Genomic DNA, 15,305 nt, shown 5'->3' on the forward strand with positions numbered 1-15,305 from the left:
GCGACTTCGCGACTCGTTGTACTTCCCATTGTAGCACGTGTGTAGCCCAGGTCATAAGGGGCATGATGATTTGACGTCATCCCCACCTTCCTCCGGTTTGTCACCGGCAGTCTTGCTAGAGTGCCCAACTGAATGATGGCAACTAACAATAAGGGTTGCGCTCGTTGCGGGACTTAACCCAACATCTCACGACACGAGCTGACGACAACCATGCACCACCTGTCACTTTGCCCCCGAAGGGGAAGCTCTATCTCTAGAGTGGTCAAAGGATGTCAAGACCTGGTAAGGTTCTTCGCGTTGCTTCGAATTAAACCACATGCTCCACCGCTTGTGCGGGCCCCCGTCAATTCCTTTGAGTTTCAACCTTGCGGTCGTACTCCCCAGGCGGAGTGCTTAATGCGTTAGCTGCAGCACTGAAGGGCGGAAACCCTCCAACACTTAGCACTCATCGTTTACGGCGTGGACTACCAGGGTATCTAATCCTGTTTGCTCCCCACGCTTTCGAGCCTCAGCGTCAGTTACAGACCAGAGAGCCGCCTTCGCCACTGGTGTTCCTCCATATATCTACGCATTTCACCGCTACACATGGAATTCCACTCTCCTCTTCTGCACTCAAGTCTCCCAGTTTCCAATGACCCTCCCCGGTTGAGCCGGGGGCTTTCACATCAGACTTAAGAAACCGCCTGCGCTCGCTTTACGCCCAATAAATCCGGACAACGCTTGCCACCTACGTATTACCGCGGCTGCTGGCACGTAGTTAGCCGTGGCTTTCTGGTTAGATACCGTCAAGGGATGAACAGTTACTCTCATCCTTGTTCTTCTCTAACAACAGAGTTTTACGATCCGAAAACCTTCTTCACTCACGCGGCGTTGCTCGGTCAGACTTTCGTCCATTGCCGAAGATTCCCTACTGCTGCCTCCCGTAGGAGTTTGGGCCGTGTCTCAGTCCCAATGTGGCCGATCACCCTCTCAGGTCGGCTATGCATCGTGGCCTTGGTGAGCCGTTACCTCACCAACTAGCTAATGCACCGCGGGTCCATCCATCAGCGACACCCGAAAGCGCCTTTCAAATCAAAACCATGCGGTTTCGATTGTTATACGGTATTAGCACCTGTTTCCAAGTGTTATCCCCTTCTGATGGGCAGGTTACCCACGTGTTACTCACCCGTTCGCCACTCCTCTTTTTCCGGTGGAGCAAGCTCCGGTGGAAAAAGAAGCGTTCGACTTGCATGTATTAGGCACGCCGCCAGCGTTCGTCCTGAGCCAGGATCAAACTCTCATAAAAAGTTCGAACAATCTTGCGATTGTTAAGCTCAATTTGTTTGCTAGCATATTGCTTGCTTGTTAAAAATGTTTATTGTCTTGAATTGAATCAAGACGCCCTACACATTTGGTTTGTCTTACTTTGTTCAGTTTTCAAAGGTCTACTTCATCGGGAGTGTTTCCCGATTCGTTTTTGGCTGCCGTAGCAACTTTTATATCATATCAGAGAGACAAGCGATTGTCAACTCTTTTTTAAAAGTTTTTTTCGATTTCGTTTTTCGAAATCTTTCAGCAACTCATTTATCATAACTTATCGTTTGTTATTTGTCAAGAACTTTTTTGAAGTTTTTTTTCGATAGAATCAAGCTTCGCAAGTGGTTCTTTTTAACGACTTAGTTATCTTATCACGTCTAAAAACATGTGTCAACTCTTTTTTGGAATTTTCATAAAATGTTTCAATGAAGCGCGACAACGTTGTTTAATATATCATTAAAAAAAATAAAGGTCAAGCTAAAATATTATTTAAGCTTGACCTTATTATAATTTCAACGATTGTCAAAAGTATTGTTTGCAGCTGTGTTGCCAGTTTCTATAGATAAATCACAGCTTTTGAAACATAAGTTTTGTACTGCTTCGATTCGCCCGAATTCTTTTGCAGTTATTTGGCAATGAGAAAAGCAGACATCTTCTATAGGCTTTTCAGGAAATGCTACTAAATCAAAAGCTCGGGAAGGAAGTGAGTAACCTGGAGAAAGGCATGCCTGTACGTTTTTGATGTGTATGTCTTTGACTTTCGTCATTTGCTTTGATTCAGGTATTTCTTCAGCCACTGCTTGCCAACTTTCTGGCATTTGAGCAAGGTCATTGCTATTTTTTCTATTGTATTCATTATGCCAGTCCATTATCCAAGAAAAAGGAAATTGTACATCAATCATATTCAGATTTTCTACCCTGATATTTTCGATCACTCCCCCTCTTTCTTTTGAAGATTTCATTCGAATACCACAGTCTGACTGAAAAAAATTGATATCGTGAATATATACGTCACTAACTCCAGCACTAACTTCGCTACCAATAGTTACACCGTATCCTGAACGGATTTTACATCTAGCAACCTCGATTCTTGATGATTTTCGATTGACTCTTGCACCATTGCCATCTCTGCCAGACTTAATAGCAATACAATCATCACCACAGGCCAAATCACATTCATAGACACGCACATTTGTTGAAGAATCAATATCAATCCCATCTGTACTTGGTCCATCATTGTTGCGGATGATTACTTTTTCTACTAATACATCGTTAGAATAAGTGATTTGCAAGTTCCAAAAACCTGATTTCTGAAAAATCAAATCACGAACAACAACATGTTCTGCATGATACAGTAAACAAGCGCGTGGACGTTTAATAGCATAATCCGCAATCCAACGAAGTCCCTTTTGATCGTATTCAGCTCTTGTCCCGCTTTTTTGATCTTTTCCCCAATACAGCTCCCACCAATGGTCTCCTTGACCGTCGATTATTCCTTTTCCTTCTATAAGAATATCTTTCGCCGAGAGAACATTCAAAATCGCTGCTGGCCATTTCATTTCTACGCCGGCTACTCGTGTATCGATTTCTGGAAATGCTTCGATATCTGTTCTCCCCTTGAGGACTGCACCTTCTTCAAAGATAAGATGACTCTTATCTTTTAAAAAAAGGGCTCCGACTAAATAAATGCCTTTTGGAATAAATACAGGTAAGTGTTCTTTCGCACCTTGATCGATTGCTTTTTGCAGTATTATTGTATCATCTTGTTGAGTGTCGTTTGTTTTAAAGTTCAAAGCATTGATAATCCCTTTTTTTGTCCGCAATACGTTTCTCCCTATCTTTCATTGATTTTTTTCAATTCTTCACCAATAAATACAGTTTTTGAACGATTCAGTGGGTAACCTACTAGCAAAATGATTGCGGATACAAATAAGCAGAATGCTGGTAACAAGTTTGCCATCGTATAAATCCTTTCTTGTACTAAAACTGATTGGATGGCTCCACCTGTTGTAGACGATTGGTAACCAATGAGTGCCAGCATAAATCCGCCTACCGCTCCTGCACATGCTTGTCCTACTTTTCTCGCAAAAGAATTTACTCCATATACTGTTCCATCTTCTCTTAAGCCTGTCTTATATTGATGATAATCAATCACGTCAGTAATGAATGCCCAGACCATCAAATTGAATAAACCAGATCCTAAAGTAGCGATAAATAAAAGAATCAGATATACCCATGCATTTGTTATATGAAGGAAATACATCAGCAAGTACATACATGAAGAAGCAAGTAACGCAAATACGCTTGCTTCCTTTTTACCAAATAATTTTGTCAGCTTTGTAGCAAATGGTGCTAAAACTACTACTGTTCCGTAAGTAAATAAAAGAGCAACAGACATTGCTTGTTTATTATGGAAGTAATCATTGAATAAATAAGTCATATTCGTCCCAGCTAAAATCTGATTGATCACAATGAAAATGTCAACAATGACTAAAATAATCAGTGCTCGATTAGCTAACAAACCTTTTACCAACTGAGAAGCAGATACTTTTTCGTTTTTGACAACTCTTACTCTTTCAGTAGTCAATTTACAAGTTAACATATATGCGACAAATGCTATTGCAGCACATCCGATTGAAATCCAAAAGAAATGATTCCCTGAAACGACTTGTTGTCCACTCTTGTTATGGGTATACATTAAAATCGGAATGAAGAATCCTGTAGTTGATCCGCCAATCGCAGAACCAATGCTTCGGAACGTGGACAACGAGGTGCGGTCATTAGGATTTGAGCTAATTGCTGCTGCCATTGCTCCATACGGGATATTGATTGTTGAGAGAAAAATCCCATAAACAATGTATGAAACAAAAATATAAGCAATCTTCACCGTCATTGGAAGATGTTGGACGAATGGCAAAAACAAAATGACAGTCACTAAGCAAAATGGATACTTCATTTTTCTGATCCAAGGAATAAATCGGCCAGTTTCTGTTAACTCTGAGACATCACATAATCTTCCAACCATCACATCAGCAAACGCATCCAAAATTCTCGAAATCAAGAATAACGTACCTACGATTGCCCCTGAAACGCCAAGAACATTCGTATAATAAATCATCAAGAAACTATTGACTAAACCTAAAATAAAACAGTTACCTAGATCACCGAACATGTAGCCTATCTTATCGGAAATCCCAAATTCCTTTTTTTCTTTTTTTACTGTATTTGCTGTAACAGCATTTTGTGAAAGCATTTGAATTCCTCCTACCTCTTCTAGTAAACGTTTTCAAAATTATAACTCTTTTTTTCTTGTTTTTATATTCACAATGTTGGCTTTTTATTGCATTATCTTGACAGATAAAAAACAAAAAATAATCTAAAAACATTGATGCATAAGATTGATAACTTTTTTTACATAACAATATATACAAACAAAAAAATTCACTAACTAGTGAAAATAAGTTAGTGAACCTCATTTATTAAAGAATTAAATTACAGATGATCTTTTCCATCATACTTGAAAAACTCAAAATCAGCATAACTTCCTCTTTTTTTATTTAGATCATGCACTGCTATCCCGATAAAATTTCCAGTAAACCCTCCTGAGAGTATACACATGTTTTTTTGCGGACCTACTTTCTTCCATTCTTCAGTTGATACGTCTTTCAAATGAAACTGTGCTGTCTCTTTCTTTACAGTGACTTTCAAAAAAGTCTTCTTTTCTGTGAGTGGAATCGTCCAATCTTCTATTTGTGCTACTCCGTTTTCTGATTCTATCATACGTAGGCATTTTCCCTTGTCCTCATTCCAAGTAACATAACAATAAATATAATTGGATTCATTTAAGTACAGTACCAGTCCAGCCATCTGATTAAAATTATTAGGCATGTATTCAAATGCTGTCTCCGCATCAAAAGTAAAATCCGTTTGCCGAATAGCTAACAAATGATGTTCGAAGGTAGATTGAAGAGATTCACCGGAAATCAGACGTAAAAAACCTGGTCTACATTTTGTATCACACCAATCAGCATTTGGCAAAATGCGTCTGGCATTCCAGTTCTTCTTTAGCTCTCCTTCAAATGTATCCATAAACTGATGATCTTTTTCTTGTTGTACCTCTTCATTTGTCTCAATCATTATTTCTTCCATCGGAGTTGTCTGGCTATCTTTAAGTCTTAACCAATCGTCGGACGTCCAATACACTTCTTGAATAGCGGTTTCTCTTCCCAAAATAGCCGCACCGTTTAATGGTCTGGTACAAAGATATGTCATGTACCATCTTCCTGACGGGGTTTGTACTAAGCTCCCATGTCCTGTACATTGCAATGTAGAAGCAGGTTTGTCACTAGCTGTCAGCATAGGAAAACCAGGATCAAGCTCGTAAGGACCAGTAATATTCTTTGCTCGGCAAACTGTAACTGAATGTCCTCTTCCTGTACCGCCTTCTGCCGTCATCAAATAATAATACCCGTTACGAAAATACAAATGTGGTGCCTCCGTTTTCGCTAATTCTGTACCTGCAAATATTTTATAGATGGGACCATCAAGCTTCTTCTTCTCTGCATCATATTCTTGTAATACGATACCGCTGGATTTATTCGGTGTGTCCAGACGATAATCCCATAGTTCATTGACAAGCCATTTTTTTCCCGTTTCAAGATCATGGAACAAAGAAGGATCAAAGCCGTTACTATTTAAATAAATTGGTTCGGACCAAGGACCTGTGATCTCAGATGCAGTGATCAAATAATTGTGGACATCTTTAAACGGACGGCCTGCACTTTTGACATCTGTGTAAACAAGATAAAACAATCCATCAGCATAACTGATCTGTGGCGCCCATATACTTCCATTTGTAGGATTTCCTTGCAAAGATACTTGAGTGGTCAAAATATCCGTTGTATGTGACCAGTTGACTAAATTTTTCGACTCATATACTCGGATTCCTGGAAGCCATTCAAAAGAGGAGACAATAATGTAATACCGCTCTTTCACTCTTAATATATTAGGATCTGGATTGAATCCTCTTAAAATAGGATTTTTCACTTTGATAGTCTGCATGATTCAGGCTCCTTTTCTCATTCTTACTCGATATAAACTGAATGCCCCAGCTGCTAAAAAAGCAAGTGAAATAAACAACACAACGGCAAACAGACCAGTCATGTCCTGTAATAATCCAAATGTATTTTCTAAAGACAAAGTTGAATGATCTACAGCAAGCGACTGATAACTTTTTTTAAACTCTGACGCAGACATATTACTTAAAGTAACTGCTAACCCGCCAAAGAAAATCAAAGATAGACTGCCACCGACCATTCCTAGCAATAGTTCCCATTTTCTTTTCATTTCTGAACCCCCTGCTTTTCTAAATGTATCCATTCAGGTCTTTTGATCGATGTTTCATAATTGTTATTACGTTCAGAGAATTTGACAGTCTGTTCATTTTTCTTGTCATCCCAATTATCCCAACCAGTTGGGTGAACATGCCCACCTATCTTACACGCTTCAAATAAGACATTTGCATACGGACGCCACGGTCTTCCTAAATAGACGTTTCTAGTATCAGGTTCTGCAGTCAAGGTACAGCTTTCAAAACGATACCCTGTTTTTTGATTTTTCGGCGTAGATGCTGCTGTGATGTATCCAGGATTTTTACTGGCTAAGCTATGGATATGACACTGATGAAAAACGGCATCTGCCCCACCAAATATGAAATCCACCGTTCCTTCAATCCAGCAATATTCATAGGTCTGACGACAATACTCAGGATTGGCAGAAGCCGGTGTACAAAAAGGAGTACCATCTTTTTGCAAATCAGGCAACGGACCCGTGCATAAGGTATCCTGATAACCAGATAGTCGACAGTTTTTTAAAGATACGCGATCTCCTGAATTGAATAAAGCAACAGCCTGTCCTACCTTTTCTCCTGGACCTGCTGTATTTTCGATGTGAAGATTTTCTAATACGACATTCGATCCTTCTAAGAAAAAAGTAGCACTTCGGAAAGTCCCTAACTGGCTACCGTCAAGATACTCCTGTTTTGCAAAACGATTACCGGAGATAACTACTGTTCCTGCTCCCACAAGTTTAAAATTGGATAATCTGCTTTCTATATATTCATCATATCTTCCTTCTTTTACTATCAAGACCTTTGGATGGCTATCCGGCAGGCCTGCCAAATAATCGATTCCTTCTTGGATAGTTTCAAAATCCGTCGGGGTATCTATAGCATTCTTTCCAATTATCAGTTTGTCTTTCATCCTCATAAATGCTCCCTTATGAATTGTTTCCAAATATTTCTCATTTCTTGTGTTTCCATATGACCGCCTGTTAAAGAAAAAGAAGAAAAGTTTTCTGGACTACCCATTGATTGATACTTTTTGTCCAGCCCTTTTCTCAGCTTCAGTACGCCTTCGTCCAAGCACATCGTATCGTTTTTTCCAACTAAGCTAAGACGAGGGCGCGGAGCGATTTTTTCTTGGATTGCTAACGTTGTATAAGCTGTCAATAGATTTGGCACATAGTAATAAAACCCATGATGATCTAGGCGGCGATGTAGCAAAAGTGTTTCGATGTCCACCTGTGCCGCTAGATCAATACAAACTTTGACACGAGAATCCAATGCTGTCACCCACCAGCTTAATAAGCCTCCCATAGAAAGACCAATCGTTGCGAGCCGTTGAGTATCTGTGTCTTCCCTTGTCTCCAAATAATCGATCAAGCTGATCACATCATAAATACGCATTCCCCATAACGTTTTTCCTGTTAATAAAAATTGTTTGAACAACTCGCTTTCAGAAATACCTCCGCGTTCTTCAAATCCCCAAGCATCAATCGACCAAACAGCATATCCCATTCCTGTCAGTACTTCTGCAAAAGATGGAGAAGCTAAGTAAGGAGCACCATGGATCAATTCACTTTTCCCGACTGAAAAATCTCCGCCGTGAGAATGCAGGTAAAGGACCGTCGGAAACGGTCCTTCTTTTTCTGGATAAGCATAGAGGGCTGGTACTGTTTCCAATTCATTTAAGTACAATTGATAGTATTCAAGCATAAAACCGTTTTGTTTTTCTCGGTATAATCGTTTTCCACTAGGGGTATGTCTGCTAGATGGAGCACCTAAAAAATCATTCAACTGCATAAGCAAAGTTTTTACGAACAACCAGTTCATCCATATTTTCTGATTGATTTGATTGGAATTTCTCAATACTGATTTCTTTAGTATTTTCTAATAGAAATGCTGGTCCCTCGTGATTTTCAATCGACATCTGGTTAAAGGAAACCTTACCCGCAAAGCCAATATAAAATCCTTGTCTGCTCATTTCCTCTATTCCTGTCATCATAGCAGGAACACCGGGAACTGCATCTTGGGCCATCGAGACATCGATATTGTCAAATGTGATTTCTTGTATGAATTGTTCCGCTAATCCATAAATAAAACCTGCAGAAGCATGGACATTCCTTGCCGTGATATTCGAAAAATGGATCCTTCTGAATGCTGGTGTCCGTTCATCTATCGGATAAGCCTTTTTTTCCCATACATACGGTTCTTTCCCTCGCGGACCACAGAAATAATAAAGATTCAGTATAAATGGACACATCACATTATCCATGACTATATTGGATACTCGAATATCTTCAACGATCCCGCCTCGACCTCGTCTAGATTTCAATCGTATTCCTCGATCAGTTTCTTGGAAGATACAATTTGAAATGGTAATATTACGAATACTACCACTCATTTCACTTCCTAATACGACACCGCCATGTCCATGGACCATCGTGCAATTTGTGATCGTGATATTTTCGCAAGCGATCCTTTCGTACGTATCTTCAGTCCCTGCCTTGATTGCAATACAGTCATCTCCCACGTCAATATGGCAATTACTAATACGCACATTTTTGCATGATTCTGGATCAATTCCGTCTGTATTTGGTGAATCCGCTGGGTTCAAGATCGTCAAGTTATCAAACGTTGCATTACTGCAAAGAATCGGGTTGATCGTCCAACTTGGTGACTGGATCAATTTAATATCTTTCACAGTAATTCGATGACAGTTATGGAAACTCATCAATTTAGGACGAGGATAAGCGAGATTATCTGGTTCATTTCTAAAAGTATGCCACCATTTTTTTCCATTTCCATCTAATGTACCGAAACCAGTGACAGAGATGTTCTCTACATTTTGAGCATAGATACAGGAAGCATAAACTTTTCGATGGACTCCTTCCCAACGTGAATGAACAACAGGATAATCTTTTGGATCGTCAGAGAATTTCAGAACCGCTCCTGCGCTTAAATGAAGTTCGACATTGCTTTTTAAAAATAAAGCTCCTGTTAGAAATTCACCTGCTGGAACAACTACGGTCCCGCCTCCGTCACTTGCTGCAGCATCAATGGCTTGTTGTATTGCTTCAGTATTCAATTCATCAATTGATGCGCCAAATGTCAAAATATCATACATATTTATAATGCCTCCACTTCAATCAATGCTTGCAAGAATGCACCAACGCCTTTTTGATCATTACAAATAATTGGTTCACTGATGTAGTAAGCATATGAACCATCTCGCTGATCTGCTCCGCCTAACCCTGCTACTTGACAGTTTTTATTCAAGTTCAGCCAGCCTTCTTTTGTTTCCAGAACAAATTCATCAAGTAATCCTTGATGTGATTTCTTCACTTGTGGAAGCCATTCTTCTTTGTTCAGCAGTCCCAAACGTATTCCTTTAGCCATTGCGTAAACAAACATACTACTGCCGGAAGCTTCCAGATAATTTCCTTTCCGTTTTGTTTCTGTTGTTACTTGATACCATGTCCCGCTGTTTTCTTCTTGATATGGAAGTAATGCAGCCAGTGTCTTTTCTAGAATTTCTTTCAGCAAAGAACAATCTGTTTCTTCATGAAGTAATTCATAGGTATCTGCTGCAGCCATCAAATACCAGCCAATCGATCGGCTCCAAAAATGATGGGATAGACCTGTTTTTGGATCAGCCCATGGTTGGACCTTCTTTTCATCCCATGCATGAATCAGCAAATTTGTTTTTGGATCGAATAGATGTTTATAACTGATTTCAAACTGTCTCAAAACATCTTGGTAATCTTTTTCTTCACTAAAATTCTGGATAAATTCAGCATAAAAAGGAGAACCCATATATAAGCCATCCAACCAAATTTGATAAGGATAAATTTCTTTATGCCAAAAAGCTCCTTCGGATGTGCGTGGATGGTTTGCCAACTGCTGGGAAAGGAGTTCTGCTGCTTTTTTATATTTTTCTTCGCCTGTTTCTTTGTACAATAAAAAGAAAAGCTTTCCTGTATTTACATGGTCGATATTGTATTCTTCAACGCTGTAGCCACGGATCGTTCCATCTTCTTGCACGAAATAGTCGATATTGTCTTTTATGAAATCAAAATAAATTTTTTCTTGGGTTCGTTCCCAAAGTAATTGGAACCCTTTAAGTACGACGCCATAGTCATAAGACCATTTTCCTTTATACCACTTTTCTTCATATAAGCGAGGTGTTCTTTCCATGATACTTTTTGCTAATTTCTTTGACCAGTTTTCCATTATTTGCTCTCCTTTAAAAATTAAAATAGGATTTGGGACAAATACCAAGAAGTATTTGTCCCAATCGTCTATATTACTGTGCCGCTGCTTTGTATGCTTCCTCGTACTCTTGTGTGATTCGATCGCCTCCTTGTGCTTTCCAGTCTTCTACAGCTTTTTTGAATCCATCTTCGTCAAGCTGTCCCATGATGTATTGCACCGTAGCATCAATGACGATTTTTTCAATTTCTGATCCTACTTCATTGTTCGTCGGTGAATCCAATGGCACAGAAGGATCCATTACAGCAAATTCTTCATTTTCTTTGATCAATTGATTAGAGAATTCTTTTTCAGGGTCTGTATCTTTGAAAGAGAACGTCACTTCACTAGGACGAGAGCTTGATAACGGTTGCACCTCTTGTTGCCAAAGATCCATATCGATAAATTCGATAGAACCATCATCATTCAATTCATAATGCGTTCCTTCGATACCGCCAGTCATCAATTTATACACATCTTCTTCTAAAAGATCATCAACAAATTGAAGTAATTTCTTCAATTGTGCTTCGTCTTTTACTTGAGATTTGGGAAATGCTAGCAAGCCGCCAATACCATTTCCTTCTGACCAAACATGATAACCGCCGCCTTCACCATCTGAGATCTTGTTTACAGGCACTAATTCCATATCATCTTGAATACCTTGACCCATCGTCTTCAGATTCTTGATATCCACCATTCCAGTGTAGATTCCAGTTCTTCCTTGTGCAAATTGTTCTTGCTGATCAGTCTTTTGGGTAACTGCAAAGTCTTGTGCCAAATAGCCATTCTCAAATAGATCTCTTGAAAAATTCAAAGCTTTCATATACTCTTCTGTATCAAATTCTGGAGTGAATTTGCCATTATCGTCTACAGCCCAGCCATTTGGTGCTCCAAAATAAGAAGTGAAAAGTTTAAAGCTGGTATAACGAATATCACTAGGCGCACGATCGCCAAAACCAACTGTGTCGTCCACACCATTTCCATCAGGATCGTTTTCTGTAAATTGTTTAGCTACTTCATAAAGCTCATCCATGGTAGTTGGAACATCTAGTCCTAGATTATCCAACCAGTCTTTTCGAATGACTAAGCCAGCACGAGCGTAGTCTTTTTGTATCGGTACGCCGTACAAGGCACCGTCGATACTCGCAGCTTCGATTCTATCTTCAGAAATTTGACTTAAATTTTTATAGTCTTTTAAATATTCTGATACATCCCAGAATACGCCTGATTTTAACGCATTGCGGACAGAAGAGTTTTTCAACATCGCAATTTGAAGTGTAACGATATCTCCTAGTTCATCAGAAGCCAATGCAGTTGTTAATCTTTCTTCTTTTGAAGCATCAGGAATCCAGTTGAATGTCAGTTCCGTATCGGTTTTTTCTTCGATCAAGTTCACAATCGTGTCTGTAGGCGGTGAAGCATGATGCAAAATATTTAACCAAGTGATTTTAGCTTTTCCATCTTCTGTCTCTGAAGAACTGTTACTTGAACTGCTGCCGCATGCGGCAAGTGCTAGAATTCCTGCAAAACTAAGACCTAATTTTACGAGCGTTGCTTTTTTCATAAATTTTCTCCTTCACTGTTTTAATAATATTTTTGTTTTCTTCTGTTTTTTCTGTATATGAGTTCTTCCATTCCAAATGGCAAAATATAGAATTTGCTGTCCACGTGACTGCGGAAAAGAAGAGACTGCCACCGATAAAGGTTAAAACACCTGGCATTGTTTGGATGATCATCAGATAAATCCCTACCATACTTAATATCAACACTAATGAGTAATGAAGATGTGAGAATCCGAATAAAAATGCCATTTTCATTTTGAAAAAATATCCTTTCCAATCATAATGAGCCATGATTGGGAAAATATAGAGTGCTGAGAGCACATATATGAACGCAGCAATATACAAAGCGATCCTAAGATACCAATTGTGTATGAAAGAAAGATCCACAAGTAAAACAATCCCGATGGCGCCATATATCCAGCTCATCAGCAAGGTTTCACGATAGTTTTCTTTAAAATATGTGAAGTACGTTTTCGTCAAAGGAAACGTTTCTTTTGAGCGCAGCCATTTTCTAATCACTGCAACCATCGCATACGATGCAGGACCGAAAGTAAAAACTCCCAAACCTGCGATGACTAAACCGCCCCACAGAAAATTCAAATAAACCAACTGTAAAATACGATTTAGCCTTCCGTTTATTTTATCTAATGACTGCAGCATATCTTTCCCTCTCTTTCTATCTTAGTAAACGCCGTCTTCTCCTAGCTTTTTGGCAATCTTATTAGCTAAAATTACCATAAACAATCCTACGACCCCTTTAAACAATCCCATTGCTGTACTGAAACTTAACTGTCCATTCTTCAATCCAGCTGTATAAATATAGGTGTCGAAAATTTCTGCAACGCTTCGATTCAATGAATTCAATAACAAGTACATATGCTCGAACCCTAAGTCTAATGTCTGACCGATTTTTAGAATCAGCAAGGTAATGATTACTGGACGAATTGCCGGCAATGTAACATGCCATGTTTTGCGTAAGCGTCCTGCTCCATCCATTTCTGCAGCTTCATACAACTGTGTATCGACTGCAGTTATCGCTGAAAGGTAGATGATCGTAGACCAGCCCAACTCTTTCCAGATCACTTGTCCGATATATACTGTGCGTGTCCATTCAGGGGATGTTAGAAAACTGATTTTTTCAAATCCCATTGTTGCAAGGAATTCATTCAATACCCCTCCGTCAACATTCAAAAATACATAAGTAATCGAAACAATGATTACCCAAGACATGAAGTGAGGGATGTAAATGATCGTTTGAATCCCGTTTTTCAATCGTTTGTTCGTTACTTCATTTAATAGTAAAGACAAAATGATTGGCATCGGAAAAAACACGAAGATATTTAATCCGAACAAGATCAACGTATTTCTTAATAATGTAAAGAATGTCGGTTCTGTAAACAAACGAATGAAATGTTTGAAACCGACCCAAGGACTTCCCATTATTCCTAAAAATGGTTGATAATCTTGAAAAGCAATAACGAGTCCCCCCATAGGAAGATACCTAAAAATCAAGAAATAAAGGACTCCCGGCAGAATCATCACATATAAAAATTTATTCGTTTTGATTCCTGCAATTATTTTTTTTCGTCTTCTGAGCTTTTCTTCTTTTTTCGATAGCGTCAGTTGAAATGGTTCTTGTTTCTTTACACTTTCCATAAGCCCCTCCTTAGTTTTGTGAATGTTTGCTGCTTATGACTTCATGATAGATAACTATCTGAATTACGTATATAATCATTTTTATCGTAAGTAAAAACGCTTACATAGCAATGATTTTTGTGCTATACAAAACGATAAAGTGTATTTTTTCACAAATAAACTACGCATAGCAAACCTTCTATTTTTTTCTATCTGACACTTAGCATAGGAAATGATTATATACGTAATCTTTCACCGATGATAAATTGAACATATAGAAACAGAAACATTTAATTTATTTTGAGGAGGAGCCTATCTATATGAAAAAGAAAGTCTCTATAGGAGAAAGAAGTTTTACACTTTTCAACAATACGTTTCTAATTTTGCTAGCTTTGATCTGTATCGTTCCTTTTTTAAATATCATCGCTACATCTTTTGCTTCTACACAAGAAGTCGTCGCGAAAAAGTTTATCCTTTTTCCTACTACCTTTTCTTTAGACGCGTATCGCTACATTCTTTCTACGCCGACCATTTTTAGAGCACTTGCTGTTTCGATTGGTGTTACAGGTGTCGGAACGATCGTCAGTATGTGTGCAACTTCACTGATGGCCTACGGTCTTTCCAGAAAGTATTTGTTTGGTCGAGGTTTCGTCAACTTTCTTGTTGTATTTTCTATGTTGTTCAGCGGGGGGATGATTCCAACGTTCTTAGTTGTTCGTTCTCTAGGGCTGGTCAATTCTTACTGGGCCATGATCCTGCCTGTGGCTGTTAATGCAATGAATATGATCATTATGAGAAACTTTTTCCAAGCCTTGCCGGATAGTTTGGAAGAATCAGCAAAAATGGATGGTTGCACAGATTTTGGTGTATTTTTCAAAATTATGCTGCCATTAGCTTTACCGTCTATTGCTACTATCTCGCTTTTTTATGCTGTTACTTACTGGAACACTTATATGACTGCTATTTTGTATATCAACGATTCATCTAAATGGCCGATACAGATTCTTTTACGCCAAATCGTCATTGTATCAAGTGGGATGCAAGCAGAAAGTAGTGCCGTTGATGTGATTCCACCAGCACAAACAGTTAAAATGGCTGTTATCGTTATTGCAACAGTGCCTATGCTGATTGTTTATCCTTTTGTTCAGAAATATTTTGTCAAAGGAGCACTCGTAGGTTCTGTCAAAGGGTGATTATGTACTGAACGCAAAATGGTAGTTGTG

At 38.9% G+C, this 15,305-nt stretch carries 12 protein-coding genes and 1 rRNA gene (1 of these 13 running past the window's edge); 1 reads left to right on the plus strand and 12 read right to left on the minus strand.

Features of this window, described 5'->3' with window-relative positions:
* The 12 genes from PYW34_RS10960 to PYW34_RS11015 all read right to left on the minus strand — a co-directional run.
* Positions 1 to 1,285: ribosomal RNA gene (locus tag PYW34_RS10960) — 16S ribosomal RNA — on the minus strand; it reaches 275 nt to the left of the window's first position.
* 523 nt (positions 1,286 to 1,808) lie between these two features.
* Positions 1,809 to 3,119, minus strand: a complete 1,311-nt coding sequence (locus PYW34_RS10965; RefSeq protein ID WP_002303183.1) for a glycoside hydrolase family 28 protein — start codon at positions 3,117 to 3,119, stop codon at positions 1,809 to 1,811.
* Positions 3,120 to 3,130: 11 nt separating this feature from the next.
* Positions 3,131 to 4,549, minus strand: coding sequence for an MFS transporter (locus tag PYW34_RS10970; protein ID WP_002303182.1), 1,419 nt, complete (start codon positions 4,547 to 4,549; stop codon positions 3,131 to 3,133).
* 239 nt (positions 4,550 to 4,788) lie between these two features.
* Complete coding sequence (locus PYW34_RS10975; RefSeq protein ID WP_002286026.1) at positions 4,789 to 6,357, minus strand: glycoside hydrolase family 43 protein; 1,569 nt, start codon at positions 6,355 to 6,357, stop codon at positions 4,789 to 4,791.
* A gap of 3 nt (positions 6,358 to 6,360) precedes the next feature.
* A complete protein-coding gene (locus PYW34_RS10980) occupies positions 6,361 to 6,642 on the minus strand; it encodes a DUF4064 domain-containing protein (protein WP_002303181.1) in 282 nt (93 codons plus the stop codon).
* Positions 6,639 to 7,562 carry a pectinesterase family protein gene (locus tag PYW34_RS10985; protein ID WP_002286024.1) on the minus strand — a complete coding sequence of 308 codons (924 nt, stop codon included), beginning with the start codon at positions 7,560 to 7,562 and terminating at the stop codon, positions 6,639 to 6,641. The genes PYW34_RS10980 and PYW34_RS10985 overlap by 4 nt, the downstream gene beginning before the upstream one ends.
* Complete coding sequence (locus PYW34_RS10990) at positions 7,559 to 8,437, minus strand: dienelactone hydrolase family protein (RefSeq protein ID WP_002294494.1); 879 nt, start codon at positions 8,435 to 8,437, stop codon at positions 7,559 to 7,561. Before PYW34_RS10990 ends, PYW34_RS10985 begins: the two co-directional genes overlap by 4 nt.
* Entirely contained in the window at positions 8,424 to 9,761 is a 1,338-nt protein-coding gene (locus tag PYW34_RS10995) for a glycoside hydrolase family 28 protein (protein ID WP_002286021.1), read from the minus strand. Before PYW34_RS10995 ends, PYW34_RS10990 begins: the two co-directional genes overlap by 14 nt.
* Positions 9,762 to 9,763: 2 nt before the next feature.
* The gene (locus PYW34_RS11000; protein ID WP_002286016.1) at positions 9,764 to 10,867 is read right to left on the minus strand and encodes a glycoside hydrolase family 88/105 protein; all 1,104 of its coding nucleotides are present in this window, start codon (positions 10,865 to 10,867) and stop codon (positions 9,764 to 9,766) included.
* Positions 10,868 to 10,940: 73 nt separating this feature from the next.
* A complete protein-coding gene (locus tag PYW34_RS11005) occupies positions 10,941 to 12,449 on the minus strand; it encodes an extracellular solute-binding protein (protein WP_002286015.1) in 1,509 nt (502 codons plus the stop codon).
* Complete coding sequence (locus tag PYW34_RS11010; RefSeq protein ID WP_002286012.1) at positions 12,415 to 13,107, minus strand: YesL family protein; 693 nt, start codon at positions 13,105 to 13,107, stop codon at positions 12,415 to 12,417. Before PYW34_RS11010 ends, PYW34_RS11005 begins: the two co-directional genes overlap by 35 nt.
* A 21-nt stretch (positions 13,108 to 13,128) precedes the next feature.
* Complete coding sequence (locus tag PYW34_RS11015; RefSeq protein WP_002286009.1) at positions 13,129 to 14,103, minus strand: ABC transporter permease; 975 nt, start codon at positions 14,101 to 14,103, stop codon at positions 13,129 to 13,131.
* A gap of 299 nt (positions 14,104 to 14,402) precedes the next feature.
* On the opposite strand from PYW34_RS11015, the gene PYW34_RS11020 reads away from it, so the two are divergent.
* The gene (locus tag PYW34_RS11020) at positions 14,403 to 15,275 is read left to right on the plus strand and encodes a carbohydrate ABC transporter permease (protein WP_002286008.1); all 873 of its coding nucleotides are present in this window, start codon (positions 14,403 to 14,405) and stop codon (positions 15,273 to 15,275) included.
* Positions 15,276 to 15,305: the final 30 nt, after the last annotated feature.

Source organism: Enterococcus faecium (assembly GCF_029023785.1).
Taxonomy (GTDB): Bacteria; Bacillota; Bacilli; order Lactobacillales; family Enterococcaceae; genus Enterococcus_B; species Enterococcus_B faecium.

Bases quoted from the DNA above. Each gene is read 5' to 3' on its own strand.
- PYW34_RS10970 (WP_002303182.1), bottom strand. From the start codon at position 4,549: ATGCTTTCACAAAATGCTGTTACAGCAAATACAGTAAAAAAAGAAAAA.
- PYW34_RS10975 (WP_002286026.1), bottom strand. From the start codon at position 6,357: ATGCAGACTATCAAAGTGAAAAATCCTATTTTAAGAGGATTCAATCCA.
- PYW34_RS10980 (WP_002303181.1), bottom strand. From the start codon at position 6,642: ATGAAAAGAAAATGGGAACTATTGCTAGGAATGGTCGGTGGCAGTCTA.
- PYW34_RS10985 (WP_002286024.1), bottom strand. From the start codon at position 7,562: ATGAGGATGAAAGACAAACTGATAATTGGAAAGAATGCTATAGATACC.
- PYW34_RS10990 (WP_002294494.1), bottom strand. From the start codon at position 8,437: ATGCAGTTGAATGATTTTTTAGGTGCTCCATCTAGCAGACATACCCCT.
- PYW34_RS10995 (WP_002286021.1), bottom strand. From the start codon at position 9,761: ATGTATGATATTTTGACATTTGGCGCATCAATTGATGAATTGAATACT.
- PYW34_RS11000 (WP_002286016.1), bottom strand. From the start codon at position 10,867: ATGGAAAACTGGTCAAAGAAATTAGCAAAAAGTATCATGGAAAGAACA.
- PYW34_RS11005 (WP_002286015.1), bottom strand. From the start codon at position 12,449: ATGAAAAAAGCAACGCTCGTAAAATTAGGTCTTAGTTTTGCAGGAATT.
- PYW34_RS11010 (WP_002286012.1), bottom strand. From the start codon at position 13,107: ATGCTGCAGTCATTAGATAAAATAAACGGAAGGCTAAATCGTATTTTA.
- PYW34_RS11015 (WP_002286009.1), bottom strand. From the start codon at position 14,103: ATGGAAAGTGTAAAGAAACAAGAACCATTTCAACTGACGCTATCGAAA.
- PYW34_RS11020 (WP_002286008.1), top strand. From the start codon at position 14,403: ATGAAAAAGAAAGTCTCTATAGGAGAAAGAAGTTTTACACTTTTCAAC.